This window comes from Bradyrhizobium sp. 157, assembly GCF_023073815.1.
GTDB lineage: Bacteria > Pseudomonadota > Alphaproteobacteria > Rhizobiales > Xanthobacteraceae > Bradyrhizobium.
The window spans coordinates 48,888-63,415 of record NZ_JADPKF010000014.1; the positions used below are offsets into that span (position 1 = coordinate 48,888).

At 58.5% G+C, this 14,528-nt stretch carries 14 protein-coding genes and 1 tRNA gene; 6 read left to right on the forward strand and 9 right to left on the reverse strand.

Going from position 1 to position 14,528, the window contains the following annotated elements:
• Positions 1–5 precede the first annotated feature (5 nt).
• The 3 genes from IVA95_RS02560 to IVA95_RS02570 all read left to right on the forward strand — a co-directional run bounded on the left by IVA95_RS02560 (position 6) and on the right by IVA95_RS02570 (position 3,121).
• Positions 6–644, forward strand: a complete 639-nt coding sequence (locus tag IVA95_RS02560) for a 2-dehydro-3-deoxy-6-phosphogalactonate aldolase (RefSeq protein ID WP_247509069.1) — start codon at positions 6–8, stop codon at positions 642–644.
• Positions 645–1,195: 551 nt separating this feature from the next.
• A complete protein-coding gene (locus IVA95_RS02565; RefSeq protein ID WP_247509084.1) occupies positions 1,196–1,873 on the forward strand; it encodes a nitroreductase in 678 nt (225 codons plus the stop codon).
• Positions 1,874–2,038: 165 nt separating this feature from the next.
• Complete coding sequence (locus tag IVA95_RS02570; RefSeq protein ID WP_247509070.1) at positions 2,039–3,121, forward strand: murein L,D-transpeptidase family protein; 1,083 nt, start codon at positions 2,039–2,041, stop codon at positions 3,119–3,121.
• A gap of 631 nt (positions 3,122–3,752) precedes the next feature.
• Here the strand turns inward: IVA95_RS02570 and IVA95_RS02575 are convergent.
• Together IVA95_RS02575 and IVA95_RS02580 are read right to left on the reverse strand one after the other, a co-directional pair.
• Complete coding sequence (locus IVA95_RS02575) at positions 3,753–4,469, reverse strand: hypothetical protein (protein ID WP_247509071.1); 717 nt, start codon at positions 4,467–4,469, stop codon at positions 3,753–3,755.
• A 7-nt stretch (positions 4,470–4,476) separates the two neighbouring features.
• Positions 4,477–5,352 carry an HAD family hydrolase gene (locus tag IVA95_RS02580; RefSeq protein WP_247509072.1) on the reverse strand — a complete coding sequence of 292 codons (876 nt, stop codon included), beginning with the start codon at positions 5,350–5,352 and terminating at the stop codon, positions 4,477–4,479.
• A 391-nt stretch (positions 5,353–5,743) separates the two neighbouring features.
• Here IVA95_RS02580 and IVA95_RS02585 point away from each other — a divergent pair, with 391 nt between their 5' ends.
• Complete coding sequence (locus IVA95_RS02585) at positions 5,744–6,256, forward strand: hypothetical protein (RefSeq protein ID WP_247509073.1); 513 nt, start codon at positions 5,744–5,746, stop codon at positions 6,254–6,256.
• Positions 6,257–6,267: 11 nt separating this feature from the next.
• Positions 6,268–6,900, forward strand: a complete 633-nt coding sequence (locus IVA95_RS02590) for a hypothetical protein (RefSeq protein WP_247509074.1) — start codon at positions 6,268–6,270, stop codon at positions 6,898–6,900.
• 355 nt (positions 6,901–7,255) lie between these two features.
• Here IVA95_RS02590 and IVA95_RS02595 read toward each other — a convergent pair whose 3' ends face one another.
• The 3 genes from IVA95_RS02595 to IVA95_RS02605 form a co-directional block, all read right to left on the reverse strand.
• Entirely contained in the window at positions 7,256–7,984 is a 729-nt protein-coding gene (locus tag IVA95_RS02595) for a hypothetical protein (protein ID WP_247509075.1), read from the reverse strand.
• A gap of 100 nt (positions 7,985–8,084) precedes the next feature.
• A complete protein-coding gene (locus IVA95_RS02600) occupies positions 8,085–9,317 on the reverse strand; it encodes a Shedu anti-phage system protein SduA domain-containing protein (protein ID WP_247509076.1) in 1,233 nt (410 codons plus the stop codon).
• A gap of 112 nt (positions 9,318–9,429) precedes the next feature.
• Positions 9,430–9,519, reverse strand: a tRNA-Ser gene (locus tag IVA95_RS02605).
• 196 nt (positions 9,520–9,715) lie between these two features.
• Between IVA95_RS02605 and IVA95_RS02610 the strand changes: the two genes are divergently transcribed.
• Positions 9,716–10,066 carry a hypothetical protein gene (locus IVA95_RS02610; protein ID WP_247509077.1) on the forward strand — a complete coding sequence of 117 codons (351 nt, stop codon included), beginning with the start codon at positions 9,716–9,718 and terminating at the stop codon, positions 10,064–10,066.
• A gap of 153 nt (positions 10,067–10,219) precedes the next feature.
• Here the strand turns inward: IVA95_RS02610 and IVA95_RS02615 are convergent, their stop codons facing one another.
• The 4 genes from IVA95_RS02615 to IVA95_RS02630 form a co-directional block, all read right to left on the reverse strand.
• Entirely contained in the window at positions 10,220–11,680 is a 1,461-nt protein-coding gene (locus IVA95_RS02615; protein WP_247509078.1) for a trehalose-6-phosphate synthase, read from the reverse strand.
• A gap of 197 nt (positions 11,681–11,877) precedes the next feature.
• The gene (gene otsB, locus IVA95_RS02620; RefSeq protein WP_247509085.1) at positions 11,878–12,714 is read right to left on the reverse strand and encodes a trehalose-phosphatase; all 837 of its coding nucleotides are present in this window, start codon (positions 12,712–12,714) and stop codon (positions 11,878–11,880) included.
• A 15-nt stretch (positions 12,715–12,729) separates the two neighbouring features.
• Positions 12,730–14,226: an MFS transporter gene (locus IVA95_RS02625; protein ID WP_247509079.1), complete on the reverse strand. Its 1,497-nt coding sequence runs from the start codon at positions 14,224–14,226 to the stop codon at positions 12,730–12,732.
• 100 nt (positions 14,227–14,326) lie between these two features.
• Positions 14,327–14,528, reverse strand: a 202-nt coding sequence (locus tag IVA95_RS02630; RefSeq protein ID WP_247509080.1) for a hypothetical protein, incomplete at its 5' end; no start/stop codon positions are given.

The window sequence follows — 14,528 nt, forward strand, 5'->3', positions numbered from 1 at the left end:
AGACGATGAGCGTTGTCCCATTTCCCCCGATGAAGCGTCCGCTGGTCGCGATCCTGCGCGGCGTGCGGCCCGAGGAGGCGGAGGGTATCGTCAGCGCACTGATCGATAGCGGCATGACGGCGATCGAGATCCCGCTGAACTCGCCGGATCCTTTCCGCTCCATCGAGATCGCCGTCAGGAGGGCGCCCGTCGGAATCCTGGTTGGGGCAGGCACCGTCTTGACGCTGGAAGCTGTCGAGCGGCTCCACGATCTTGGAGGGCGGCTGCTGGTGACCCCTAATGTCGATCCCGAAATCATCGGCCGAGCCGGTGCGCTCGGCATGGTCACGATGCCGGGCGTCTTTACCCCTACGGAAGCGCTGCTCGCAGCCAAGGCAGGCGCCTCGAGCCTGAAATTTTTTCCGGCGAGCGTGCTTGGTGCAGCGGGGATTACCGCCATTCGCGCTGTTCTTCCCGCCGACCTGATGATCGCCGCCGTGGGCGGCGTCTCCGACAAAAACTTCGCGGATTACACCCGGGCCGGCATTCTGGCGTTCGGCCTCGGCAGCAGTCTCTACAAGCCCGGCATGACGGCGGCGGAAGTGGCCACACGCGCCAAGGCGACGATCGAGGCGTATGACATCGCTGTTCAACAGGTGGGGTAGATCAGCGCGGGTCCGACCTGCGCGGGCATGCCGCGCCGAAGCGCGCGAAGGCGGTGGCAAAGAGAGTGTCAGTCAGTCTCCATTGAAAGACAAAGCATTTTCGACCTTCCTGGACCAAAACCCACGATTTGAGCAACAGCCTAAGAGCCTACGCGGTGCCGTCGCGCCGGGTCGCCGCGGCTCCACCAAAAATATCGAAAACAACCCCATGCAAAGTAGCCGGCGGCCGCCGCAACCGACGGTCTGGACCGAAAATTTGACACGTCGGGCAAATCAGCGGCACAATTTCACCATCACGAAATCCGCTAAACGACCACGGGCACGCAACGGACTCTGTCTGTTGTGGCGTCAGAGGTTCCCTGCCTGTGATCGGATGCTGCGTCGTGACAGCTTCCATCCGCGTGAGTACCTCGTTGAGGACGCGTCACCGACGCGAGTCGGAAGTGACCACCAAGTGAGAAAGGCCCACGCAGGCGGCTCGTCGCTTGCACGAGGGTGCAGAAACCGCGAAAATCCAGGCTGGTTTAGAAGTGTCAGGGAATCCCACACAGATGCAGTTTGATGACGTTATTCTCGGTCGCCGGAGTATCCGCGGTTACAAACCCGATCCGGTACCCAAGGCGCTGATTGCGGAAATCATTGGTTTGGCGATGCGCGCCCCGTCGTCGATGAACACCCAGCCCTGGAATTTCTACGTCATATCAGGCGAACCGCTGGACCGGATCCGCGCCGGCAATACCGAGCGGATGGTGGCAGGCATCCCGCAGTCGCGCGAGTTCCGCACGGGCCAGCCCTTTGCAGGCAAGCACCGCGACCGGCAGGTCGGTGTCGCCAAGCAATTGTTCTCCGCGATGGGGATCGAGCGCGACAACAAGAACAAACGCCAGGACTGGGTGCTGCGCGGCTTCCGCCAATTCGACGCGCCCGTCTGCGTGATCATTACCTATGACCGCGTGCTCGACGGCAGCGACGATACGCCCTTCGACTGCGGCGCCGTGGCGACCGCCCTGGTCAATGCCGCCTGGTCTCGTGGGCTCGGCGCCGTGATCAACAGCCAGGGCATCATGCAGTCCCCTGTGGTGCGCGAGCACGCAGGGATTGCCGACGATCAGGTCATCATGAAAAGTATCGCGCTGGGCTGGCCGGATGAAACTTTTCCGGCGAATGCGGTCGTGTCGGAGCGGAAGTCCGTCGAGGAGGCTACGGTGTTCGTCGGGTTTGAGAAGTAGCGGCGCGCGGGCGGAAGGGCTGGAGGTACAGCAGTGATCCGCGCCATGGTCCGACGTGCACTAGAGCGTTTTCCAGCGAAGTGGGTACCGGTTCGCGTCAAGAAAACGCGTCAAAACAAGAAGCGAGAGCCCCGTTCCGATTCAATCGGAGCGGCTAAGGCTCTCGTGCTGGCGGCGGCTTTTGCCGCTGCCTTGACGCCGGTCACGTGCCTTGGCGAAAGCAGCAAGCCGTTGCCGGCCAAGGCGACACAGGAATTACCGGCCGAACTGCTCGCGCTGCTCGAACAGAAGAAGATGCCAAAATATTCACCTATCGTCGTGCGTCTCTTCAAGGAAGAGGCGGAGCTCGAAGTCTGGAAACAGGACACGACCGGCCGTTTCCAGATCCTCAAGACCTATCCGATCTGCCGGTGGTCGGGCGATCTCGGGCCGAAGTTGTACGAGGGCGACCGACAGGCTCCGGAAGGGTTTTATACAATTACGCCTGAGTTGATGAATCCCAACTCCAACTTCTATCTTTCGATTAACCTCGGCTACCCCAACAGCTTCGACAGGGCGAACAAGCGCAACGGCAGCTTCCTCATGATCCACGGCGACTGCTGGTCGAGCGGTTGCTACGCCATGACCGACGAACAGATCAGCGAAATCTATTCGCTGGCGCGCGACTCACTCCGCGGCCGGCCGTCGTTCCAGGTCCAGGCCTATCCGTTCCGCCTGACGCCGGCGAATCTGGCGCGGCATCGAAACAGTCCCAACCTGGCCTTCTGGAAAATGCTCAAGGTCGGCAACGATCATTTCGAGACGACGGGACGCGAACCCAAGGTGGATGTGTGCAACCGCCGCTATGTGTTCGATGCGCAACCTCCGCCGAATTCGCCGCACCCGCTCGTGTTCAACGCGATCGAAAAATGTCCGCCCTTCGTCGTCAATCCGGAAATCGCGCGGCGGGCGCTGCAAAAACAGCGCGCCGACGAACGCGCATACGCGCAATTGGTTGAAGACAATGTGCCGGCGGCCCCGATCTACAGCGGACTTGACGGCGGAATGAACAAGGTTTTCCTCGCACAGTTCCCGGGCAGAGTGACGCTTGCGAAAGTGATGCCGTATGCATCTTACCTGCCGCAATTGCCACCGATCCCCTGGATCGATAATGACGGCTCGTTGACGAGCAAATGGTTTGGTACGTCGTTCTCCAAACCGGTTGTGTGTGATGCGGCTCGTGCCAGCTTCCCGTCGGACCGGTGCTAAGCTCTTGTCGTTACAAATACACGTGCCAATTCAGGTCAAATAGCGCGCGATCACATTGTGCGGACTACGCCGAAAACCTGGGTGGGACCTGCCCCTTCACAAAGACAAGCGCGTTGCATCAACGGCTTCGAAACATCCCACACTAGGACCGCCCTCTTAGTTGTCGGTGCAACGGAAAGGAAATAGCGAAATAATTTCAGCAAGTTGCCTTATTTGCGAGCGCCTGGGTGGGCCTTGGTGCTGCGAAATGTCCACACCCGGCGACGTCCGTACTGCGATTGAAGTTCACGTTACGTGCTTTATCAACCATTGGCGTGTAAGCTTCCGACATGGCCAAAAGTGATCTCCTTGTTTCGCTCGTTCGCGCTGGCGCTGCTGGCGACAAAAGCTTGCTCCGCTCGACGGTCGAAGCGCTGATGGCGGATGAGCGGGCGAAGAGCCATCATTTATTGGCTGATCGGCTAGAGAGAGCTCTTCAAGCCGTAGCTGTGACCCCACCTAGCTTGTCACTTCACCACGCACACAACAAACACCCGGCCGCGACACTATCTTGGAATTGACCCTCGCGTTCGCTTGGATGAGCTTGTTCTTCCTCTTCCAGCACGTGCGGAAGGGCTGCTCGTTGGACGGATCACTCTTTCTTAGCATCCTTCGGGGCCGCTGCCGGTCCGAGCGGGATGACAGTTGGAGGTGCGGCGCCAGGTGCTGGCGCGCTAGGTATCGCTTGAGGAACAGCCGGAGGAGTTACAGTCGCTTTATCGACGCCCTGGCTTTTCTTTATCGGCATCAGCGCGGCCTTTTTATCGAGGGAAATGCCACCAAAGACCGCGATAAGAATTGAAATCCCAAATAGAGCCGAAATCATAGATTTGTAGAATAGTTCAAGCTTGCCATCCGAGTGAAGTTGGCCCTTTTTGCGGAATTTGTCGTGGCTCACAAAGCACTTCGCAGCGACCCACAATAGGCCCTTGGGAACAAAAAAACTTTCCTTCCCGATCTCGTCGGACAACGACAGCTCTGGAATTGTGTCCTTGTACTTGTTTTCGATTTGAATTGCATGGTTCACCGCGCCCTTGAGCAACCGGTGGAACCAGTATCTGTCCATAAGATAAAAAAGCGCCGTGCCGAACACGCCAAATATCGGCACCAAAACAGCAAACTGAATATTTATCCGCCAAAGTTGCAGAGACCAGCCTTTATCCAAAAGGAAACCGATAGATGCCAACAGTGCCAACAAGATCGTGATGAACAGGCCACGTATACGCATGCCTATATCATTGAAGTGCATTTGCACGCCAACGACGGTCTTCCAAACATCGATCACCTGCTTCGCGCGTTCGTCCCGCAATCGTCGATCACTCCGCATGGAAATCACCGAAATCAAACAGTCCTAAAATTTCGGAGAAACTTTTTTCGAGCGTGTAGTTCGGACTAACATGCTCACGCTCTTTGATCTTCTGCTCCCGCTCGACCTCTTCGGCTGTCCAGTGCGTTACATCCTGAAGCAATTTATACTCGGGGCGCTTGTGTGCTTGTCCGTACTTTGCCCACACAGCATCGACCCCGCAATCGACGGCCATCGCGACGTCTTTCATGAGATTGTCGCCGACGTAGACGCAGTCGCTTTTTGAAAGCTGCAGATCATCCATGATCGCGTTCAAAACCGCAGCGTCCGGCTTCTTTGAGCCTTTCGGAGTAAATTCTTGCTTCGTCAGCTTGAGACCGTAATGGGAAGCTGGATAGTGACGCAAATCGTCTGGCGATAATCCGACTGGCAACTTGTGATCTTCAGGACAGAATACGTAATCGAGCACGCCATCAAGCCCTAGGCGGCGCACCCGATAATTTGAGTAAAAGGCCATGGACTCGGTGTAACCGATGATGCGCGTTCCCCGCCCTTTGATCTTGAGCAAGTTTTCGGCCACGGTCGGATAAAGGCGCAGGTGCTCTCTACGCTTGGACCTATAAATCTGAATGGACTTGGCGAACACCTCTGTTGCGGGACGACCTTTCAGGATCGGTTGTAGCGACGGGAGTTCCTCGATGAGAAACGAATATTCCGACGTACCATGTCTCTGATGCACAGCGGCGATCTCGGGAAGGAGCTTCGCTCTTTCGATACCGCTGATTTCGACAATGCTGTCCAACATTGAAGAAAAGCAATTGAGCCACAATTCGACCCAGTCGAAGAGAGTGTTATCCAAGTCGGTTATCAGTGCGGTCTTTTTCATGCGACACTTCGTCGGTGGATTAATAATGGTCGTTTTATCAATGATTGTATCAGACCTACGATACTAACGGAGTGAGCGCGATTAGACCGGCCACGTATCCACCGCTTAATTCGGCTTGGTGCAAAAGATATCATGGTTCCGTCTCGCAAACTGGCGTGATGCAATCGGTCGCGCTGCGCCCTTTCCGGCGAGCTGGAAAATCTGAGTTCGGCGCTAGGAGCGGTGCACGGCAAATTAAGTCAGGCTAGGTGCGGTGCCGCTCTAAGTCTCCGACGGTCCAGGCCCATAAGCTCCGCTGAAAGCGACGGCAATGCGAAGGAAAGCGCTTATCCAGATGCCCTTGGTGGAAGGCGGCTTGCCCGCCTAGGCAGACCCGTCTAGGTTGTACGGCATGATCGATTGGACCACCCTTCCGGTACGCGACGGCCTGGCCGCGCTGGCGCTGATTGTCTCCAGCCTAAGCCTGTACATTTCCTGGAACACCGCCCGGCGGGCGAAAGCAGAGAAGGCCGTCAATGCGTGGATCACGATCACGCGTCCCGATCCCGAATGGTGGCTCGCAACATTAAACCTCAAGAACGGTTCTCACCTAGGCATCGAGATCGAGAAACTCGGCGTTGACCTCCCCGATTATCGGCTCGGTGATTTATCGCAGGCAAAGCAGATCACGGCTCCCGATGGCAAACCGACCGGAATAGACATGGCAGGCGTTGACCATTGCTTGGCGATGCCGTTCAAATTCAGCGTCGCTGCGGGCGAAACGTTGCAACGCAACTTTTTACTCCATCAGCCTGCACACAGTCGGCGCAAAAGCGCTGAGGTCAGCGTGATGTATTGGACGCTAGAACCGAAGAGGCGATGGCGAATTCTGCCGGTGATGGTGCAAACCCGAAGTGATTTGTGAAGAGACAGGCTATGACCTCTCCCTTTTCGGATGACGAAGTCAGATTTCTCGCGCGACACGGCTATTCCGAAGAAGACGTTTATGACGGTCGCCATCAATCAAAAGAGGGGCGCGCAGCCGCCGCCAAGGAGGCGGGGAAACATCTAGTTCTCGCCGGAGTGATTGATCGAGGGCATTGTCGATCGATGGGCCATCGCCTGCGAACGCGAGTGGGCCATTGCATTCAGTGCAAGCCAACGAACATCGCATTTCAAAGACGCGAGGACACGCCGGGCTATGTGTACATCGCTGGATCGTTGTCAGGGCGCGTCATCAAGATCGGGACAACGGGGGACCTTAATCAGCGCGAAAACCAAATGCGCGCGGAAGCGCTACGGAGGGTCAAGGGATTGGATTGTTCTTTTCTCCGTTTACGTTGGCAAGGGGGCGAGTTTGAGCGAGCGGCTTCGTCTCGGGTGAAAGGTAATCGCGTCTATCGAACTTATTTTAAGGACGGGATTGAGCAAGGTGCGGTTGAACTTCATTTATGCTCATTCAGTGAGGCGCTAAGGGCGATGACCGAACATTTGACCGATGAAGAGCGGGAACGCCTGACCATTTTTAGTTCTCCGTATACTGGTCGATACGAATTTGAATACGAATAGCGTGGTGCCCACGCGGATGAGATTTGCTTGGCAAACGGTTGGTCCGCGACAGCGCACAGGGCTAGCCTTTCACGCGCCGCTTAAGTGACGCCCCCCCTTGCTGGGCATCATTTCCGACTGCCTCGGAGGACGGAAAGGGTACGGGAAAAGAATTATTCGACGGGCGCGCGTCTTTCGATGAACAACAAGGAGGCGTTCCTGGAGTACTTGGTGGACCTCTGCGACAGCGCACAAAACGAAGTCGAGCCTTGGCACACGACTTACAGGGCGTCGAGCCGTGAATGATACAGGCGTGAAGAAAATCGGTATCCGACCTCTCACTTACGATGACACATTGCGCGCCATCGTCGGACAATCATGCTGGCCTCGCCTGCTTGGGATAGAACGTGCTGAACCAGTCCAGCTTCAACTTTCCAAAAACGACACGCGATGGCACACCCCAGCCCGCAGGGAAGAATGCGCCAAGATGTTCCCCAACCTGAACGGCAAGCCGACCCATTTCGGAAATGCCAGCCTGCAGGGTCGTGAACTCTATGAACGGGCCAATGACGGCGTCGCTGCCTTTTTCAGGCCGCATCATCAAGTGCGAGTTCATGTTGGGGTGACCGGCAAGTTCGGAGAACATCTCGTACATCTCAAAGCGCTTCTTCGATGTGTTGCCATCGCGAGTATCCAGTGCCTCCCGTACCTTGACGGGCGAGAACTGCTTCATGCGACCCTTTTTGTCGGCAAATCGCCACCGCTCGATGAGTGAGCGATCGCCTCTGAATAGGTCCAGCAGGAAGGTGGTTTCGAGGACGTCGCGGAGAACAAGAGCACTGTTCTGGTGATAACCTGACAGGGAGAGTTTAAGGCTTGCACCGAATGCGTTGAACGTTCGCATTGCCAGCATTTGGACAACCTTCAGGTCTTCGTCGTTTGTCGCGAACTGGCGCAGCATATTAGCCAAATCCATCGCGGCTTCAGTCACCGCAAGATGTAATTGCAGCCGGGGTTCACCCGCGATCATGTGCCCCGCCTTCTTGCGCAACTCCTCTTCGGCGGTATGAAGACTATCGAGGTTTCGCGGGAGGCCGCTGGACATATCGTTGCGCTCGACTGTCGAGGGGGAAGGCATGCTGAAGAGGCGTAATTTTTACGTCAGTTGGTCGCAATTTTTACGGCCAATCGCTACTGTAACACCGTTAGACAGCGTCGCCGAACAGCCAGTTCTTCTCGCGCGGTGGCGGAATGACATAGGGACTAAGGGCTGGGGGGCCGTTGAACTGCAGGTTGCCTAGTAACTGCTCTACAAGCCAATCATAGGTGTGAATACGTATCGCACTATCTTCGCGTACTGCATTCCGAACAAACCCGGAATTGTGTTTTAGCCGCGCTCGCCTGCCTACAAGAACGAGACCTTCACTCTTGGGTCGAATATCAACCAGACCAAGGCCATCTTCACGCGGCGATCGCCGAGCCATACCTAGATTGTTTTGCAGCCACTCCCGCCATTCCTTGATTTGGCTCACGCCTTTACGCGCAACGTCGTCCAAGTCGTTCCTACTGTTTAGCGTTATGGCCGAATGAGGCGTTTCAAGTTCAACCAGAAGCCATCGAACACCAGCGGAGTCGGTATCGCAAATCAGAAAATCTGGAATATACTTGCCACCAAGTGAGCGCCGGGAGAGCAAGAACCTACTTTTCCCGCCCAGCAGTGACGTCAATACCTGGGGACATGATTCAATGAAATCTTGTATCGCCTTCTCGTCTTTCGCGTCATCGATCACTTCTTGAAGCTGCTCAATTTCCGCCAGCGAGAGCGATTGATTGACTTCGAACTCAGCGAGTTCTCTTTGCTTACTCTCCGACCATGTATCGGTTCGCGCCCGATGTGCGGCGAAATTATCGGCGGCCGCCCTGGCCTTGAGCGCTTTAGCGCTATGATCGTCTCGTCGGCACTTTAGCTTGAGTTGATCTGGCCATGCCGACGCGCCGTTACCACCCTTGAAGTAGACACGTCCCGTTTCAGCGATAGATGATACCTCGGCCGCGAAACATCCGGCGCTGTTGTTTACCTCGACTATGTCGCCAGCTTGCAGGCGCAGCTTTTCAAGAGACGCTTGTCGCACCAAAAGTCGGAGATGCGAAATCCAAGCGTTAGCTTCGGTACGATCATTTGGCTTCGAGTCGACCTTAAAGCCCCGCTTCGCGAGACCCGCGAGTATTTGCTTTTGAACTGGGTGAATCGGCTCAGATTCCGCCGCGCCAACCGCGTCACCCAAGGCAGCAACTAGCCGCGCAGCGGCTACGAGACGTGGTAGTTGTGTTGGGAGCCTTATGCCCGCAAAGGCTGCGAGCTTCTTTTGCGCTTCAGAGGCTGGACGTGTTCTACGCTTGAGATTTTCGACCGCATCAGCCCAACCATCGTGTGTCATGACCACCGCTCGACTTAACGAGTACCATAGCCTCCGCTGGGGACCGGATTGGGGACCGGAGGGGCGCTCTCGCCAAAAACAGGAATCTTTTCAGGAAGATAGAGTAACTTGCTGGCGGAGAGAGTGGGATTCGAACCCACGGTACGGTTTCCCGCACACACGCTTTCCAAGCGTGCGCCTTAAGCCACTCGGCCATCTCTCCGGAGGCCCTCTCTTGAAGGTGCAGGACTGATTTTGCAAGGGACGCCGGGCGCAGCCGTCAAAATTTCCCCAATTCATTGAATTTGTTTGAGAATTTGGCGCGCTTCGCGTTGGGTCATCGGCACCTTCCGGACGGTTGAACCGGAATCCGGCCACGATCGACGACCACAGTGGCAACGCAATCGGTGGAGGACGGCATGATCATCGCGCGGGCGCTTCTGTTCGCTGGCCTGATATCGGCGTTTGCGGGCGCCGCGGCGGGCCCGGCGATGGCGCAGTCCTGCACGCGTCAGGGCGTGGACGTGAGCTGCGATGACGGCCGGCGCGGCATCTTCGCGGGCGATGCCATCGTCTGGGCCGACGGCTCGCGATCGAGGCTGGCTTCGCCGTATCCGAGCGTCATCATCGGCAACAAATCGTCCGTCGTCATCGGCCCCGGCGTGTTCGCCGGCTCGGGCAAGGGCGGCGGCATGGTGCCGATGGAAAATCCGAGCGCGCCGAACAGGGCGCGCTGCCCGGTGCTGGATGGCGTGTCGTATTGTTACTAATTGCGGTCGCTTACGGTTGCCGGGCACCTTGGTGGTGAGGAGCGCGTCTTCGCGCGTCTCGAACCATGAGGCCCGGCCGGTGGCTTCATCCTTCGAGACGCCGCTTACGCGGCTCCTCAGGATGAGGTGGAGGCTGCTGCTCGCAGCCCCAGACTAATGATACCGCGCGGGGTTGTTGCTGGCGGAACGAAGCGGCCATAGCGGGGGCTCCGCCATGACAGGCGCCAATTCGCTGCGGTCGAGCTGGCTTTCGCGCAGCGCGTCGGTGAAGTCGGCGAACCATTGCTGGATGGTATGGCCGCGCAGCTTCGCCATCATCGCCTCCCAGCGCATCCGCCGCTCGGTGAGCGGCATCGACAGCGCGATCGCAATGGTGCGCGCCATGCCGTCGATGTCGTGCGGATTGACCAATAGCGCAGTGTCGAGTTCGTTGGCGGCGCCTGCGAATTTCGACAGCACGAGCACGCCGGGGTCGACCGGGTTTTGCGCGGCGACATATTCCTTGGCGACGAGATTCATGCCGTCCTGCAGCGGCGTGACCACGCCGACCTGCGCAGTGCGATAGAGGCCGGCGAGCACCGCCTGGCCGTAGCCCTTGTTGAGATAGCGGATCGGCGTCCAGTCGACCTCACCGTGAACGCCGTTGACATCGCTGACCAGCCTTGCGACCTCGCTCTGCAGATTGCCGTAAGCCTCGATCGCGCCGCGCGACGGCGTTGCGATCTGCAGCAACGACACCGTGCGCGCCAGCGACGGGTGCAGGGTCCACATCCGGTCGAACGCCTTGATGCGATTGATCAGGCCCTTGGAATAATCCAGCCGGTCGACCCCGATCGCGAGCTTCTCGCCATTCAGGCTGCGCCGCAGCCGCGAGACATCCGGATGGGTCGACGCCTTCGTTGCCAACTGGGCGAATTGCTGGGGATCGATGCCGATCGGAAATACCGCGGCGCGCGTTCGGCCGTGGCGCGAAATGATGATGCCGTCATGCACGACGAGGCCGAGGTCGGACTGCGCGTAATACAGGAAGTTCTCGCAGTCTTCGTCAGTCTGGAAACCGATCAAATCATAGGCCAGCATCGCCTCGACCAGCTCGCGATGGTGCGGCACGCCGCCGACCACCGAACGGGCCGGCCACGGCGTATGAAGGAAGAAGCCGATCGGCTCGGTGACGCCGAGATCGCGCAGTTCGGCGCCGAGTGCGAGGAAATGGTAGTCCTGAATCCAGAACGCCGAATCCGCCTTTCGAAATCGCAACAGCGCGCGCGCCATGAAGGCGTTCACTTCGCGATAGCTGAGATAGTCCTCCTGCGAGGCGCGGATCAGATCGGCGCGCGAATGCAGCGCCGGCCATAGTGCGGAATTCGCAAAACCTTCGTAATAGCCGCCGTAATGCGCGGCCGGCAAGTCGAGCATCGCCAGCGCGCCGATGCCAAGGGCTTCGATCTCGGCAAATGGTTCCTTCTGGTTCCCATCGCGAACCCGGCCGCTAGAACCGACCCAAATAGCGCCCGACTTTTCGACGATCGGCAACAACGCCGCCGCGAGCCCCCCCGTCATGGGTTCGTTGGGTTTTCCGCGCGAAACGCGGTTAGAAACGACGACGAGGTTCACAGGTCCCCTCCCGTTGATACGCCCGCATTAACAACCATTCATCAATATGGTTCCTGATCACCCTTTCAACGAATTGAAACCAAATTCGGGCTGCGGCGTGCAGGAACTCACCGGAACTCACGAAAAATAAAATTCGTCGCGAAACTTCGGCGTCAAGCGCGAGAATTTATGTTCGAAACTCGACGGGACGAAAAAAATTATGGCAGAGATGCGTCCCTTTCGTCGTCAAGCAGATGTGCGAGGAATTCACGCACGTCGCTCGGCGCATCGAAGTGACCGGCCACGCCCTTGGCGCGGCGGCCGACGGAGAAGGCGAGGCCATCGAGGTCGGGCATGATCGCAAAGACGCTCTCGTCGGTGACGTCGTCGCCGATGAAGAACGGACGGCGCCCCTTGAACGGCTCGCGCGTCATCAATTCGCGCACGCCGCTCGCCTTGGTGAAGCCGGAGTGCTTGATCTCGCAGACGCACTTGCCGGGCAACACTTCGATCGGCGCATTGGGCAGATCGGCCCTGATCAGCGACACCGCGGCATAGATCGCCTTCTCGGCGTGCGGCGCGAGGCGATAGTGCAGCGCCAGCGAATAGCCCTTGTCCTCCAGCAATATTCCAGGGCTCAGCTTTGCGATCGCCGCCAGCCGGCGCTTCAACTCCTTGTCCATCGGCGGGGCGTGGGCGGCCACCGCCTCGCTGTCGGTCTCAATCCGCATTTCGGCGCCGTGGCCGCCGACGGCCGGGAACAGATCGGGCGCGAAAATCAGGTCGATATCGTTGAGCGAGCGGCCGCTGACGAGCGCCAGCGCGCCGTTGGTCCTGACCAGCAGGCGGTTCAATGTCTTCGCCAGCCCCGGAGGCACCCACACTTCGCGCGGCGTCGGCATCAGGTCGAGCAGCGTGCCGTCAATGTCGAGCAGAATGGCTGATTCACTTAAGTGCGGCACCAGCGAGCGTGGTACCGGAACGGTTTCCAGCGCGGCATCGTCTTCGCGGGCGATATCGTCTTCCAATGACATTTCGGCCAGATCCTGATTCATGTCGTCCATCTCATCCTACTCCACACATGCTAGCGGCCGTGCGACAGATTCGAGCGATTTGCGCTCGGCCGCAATGGCATACCGCCACGCGACGGCAGCGGCCACGATCATCAATGCCGACCCGAACAGGTAGCCGGCGAAAACGCTGTTGCGCGATCCGGTGTCGATCAGCGCGCCGAACAGCGCCGGTCCCGCCACACCGCCGATGCCCGTTCCAATCGCGTAGAACAGCGCAATCGCGAGCGCGCGCACCTCCAGCGGAAATGTCTCGCTGACGGTCAGATACGCCGCACTCGCCGCCGGCGAGGCAAAGAAGAAGATCACCATCCAGGCGATGGTCTGGGTCTGCGCGCTCAAGGCGCCAATCGAGAACAGGTAGCCCGACAGCGCGAGCAACAGGCCGGAAATGGCATAGGTCGCCGCGATCATCGCGCGGCGGCCGAGCGTATCGAACAGCCGGCCGAGCACCAACGGCCCGAGGAAATTGCCGGCCGCAAACGGCAGGATGTACCAGCCGACGTCGTTTGACGGAATGCCGAAGAAATCGGTCAGCACCAGCGCGAAGGTGAAGAAGATGGCATTGTAGAAAAACGCCTGCGAGGCCATCAGCACCAGTCCAACCATCGAACGCTGCCGATAGGTCGTGAACAGCGTTCGCGCCACCTCACCAAGCGGCGTGTGGCTGCGCATCCTCAGCCTGATCTTCGGGAATATTTCATCGGCCGCATGATCCGGATGTCTCGTCGACGACCGCTCGATGCTATCGACAATCGCGTGCGCCTCCTCGGGACGGCCGTGGATCATCAGCCAGCGCGGGCTTTCAGGAATCCACATCCGCATCACGAAAACAATCAGGCCGAGTGCGGCACCGATGAAATAGGCCGCTCGCCAGCCGAGATCCGGAGCCAGCACCTTGGGATCGAGCAGCACGATAGCGGCGACCGCGCCGACCGCAGCCCCGATCCAAAAGCTGCCGTTGATCACGAGATCGGTCCAGCCGCGGTAGCGCGCCGGCACCAACTCCTGAATCGTCGAATTGATCGCGGTATATTCGCCGCCGATGCCCGCCCCGGTCAGGAAGCGAAACAGCGCGTAACTCGCCACGTTCCACGACAGCGCGGTGGCGGCGGTCGCGCTGAGATAGACCGCGAGTGTGATGAAGAACAGCTTCTTGCGCCCGATCCGGTCCGTCAGCCAACCGAAGCCGAGGGCGCCGAGCACGGCGCCGGCGAGATAGGCACTGTTGGCGAGGCCAACATCCAAATTGGAAAATTGCAGCGTCGGGCTTTCTTTCAGCGCGCCCGACAGAGCGCCCGCCAGCGTGACTTCCAGCCCGTCCAGAATCCAGGTGATGCCGAGTGCGGCCACGACACGGGTATGAAAGCCGCCCCAACGCAGGCAATCGAGCCGCGTGGGTATGCTGGTCTCGATGACGCGGGCATTGTCCTGCAGCGACACAATGGAGACGCTTTCAGCCACTGCCGCCCCCCGCCGTATCGCTTTCACATCCATCGGATTTAGCCAATGAAAAAAACACCCCGGAACGCCCCAGCCCCAGGGTTTTCACGCTCAATTGCGGCAAACATGATGCCCGCCATGGAGATAACGCCATTCAGAGGGTGAGGTTCCGGAGACTTTCGCACGGCGAAATTGCATAGCTGTCGACGTGCTCTGCGTATGGTGAGGGGCCGATCCGCGTCATTGCGAGCCAACGGTCGCAATTGTGCATGTTCACTAATTCGCTGATTGGATCGCTCCACTGGAGGACGATCCAATGCGCGATAACAGCTACGACCGGACGATTGAACGCAACT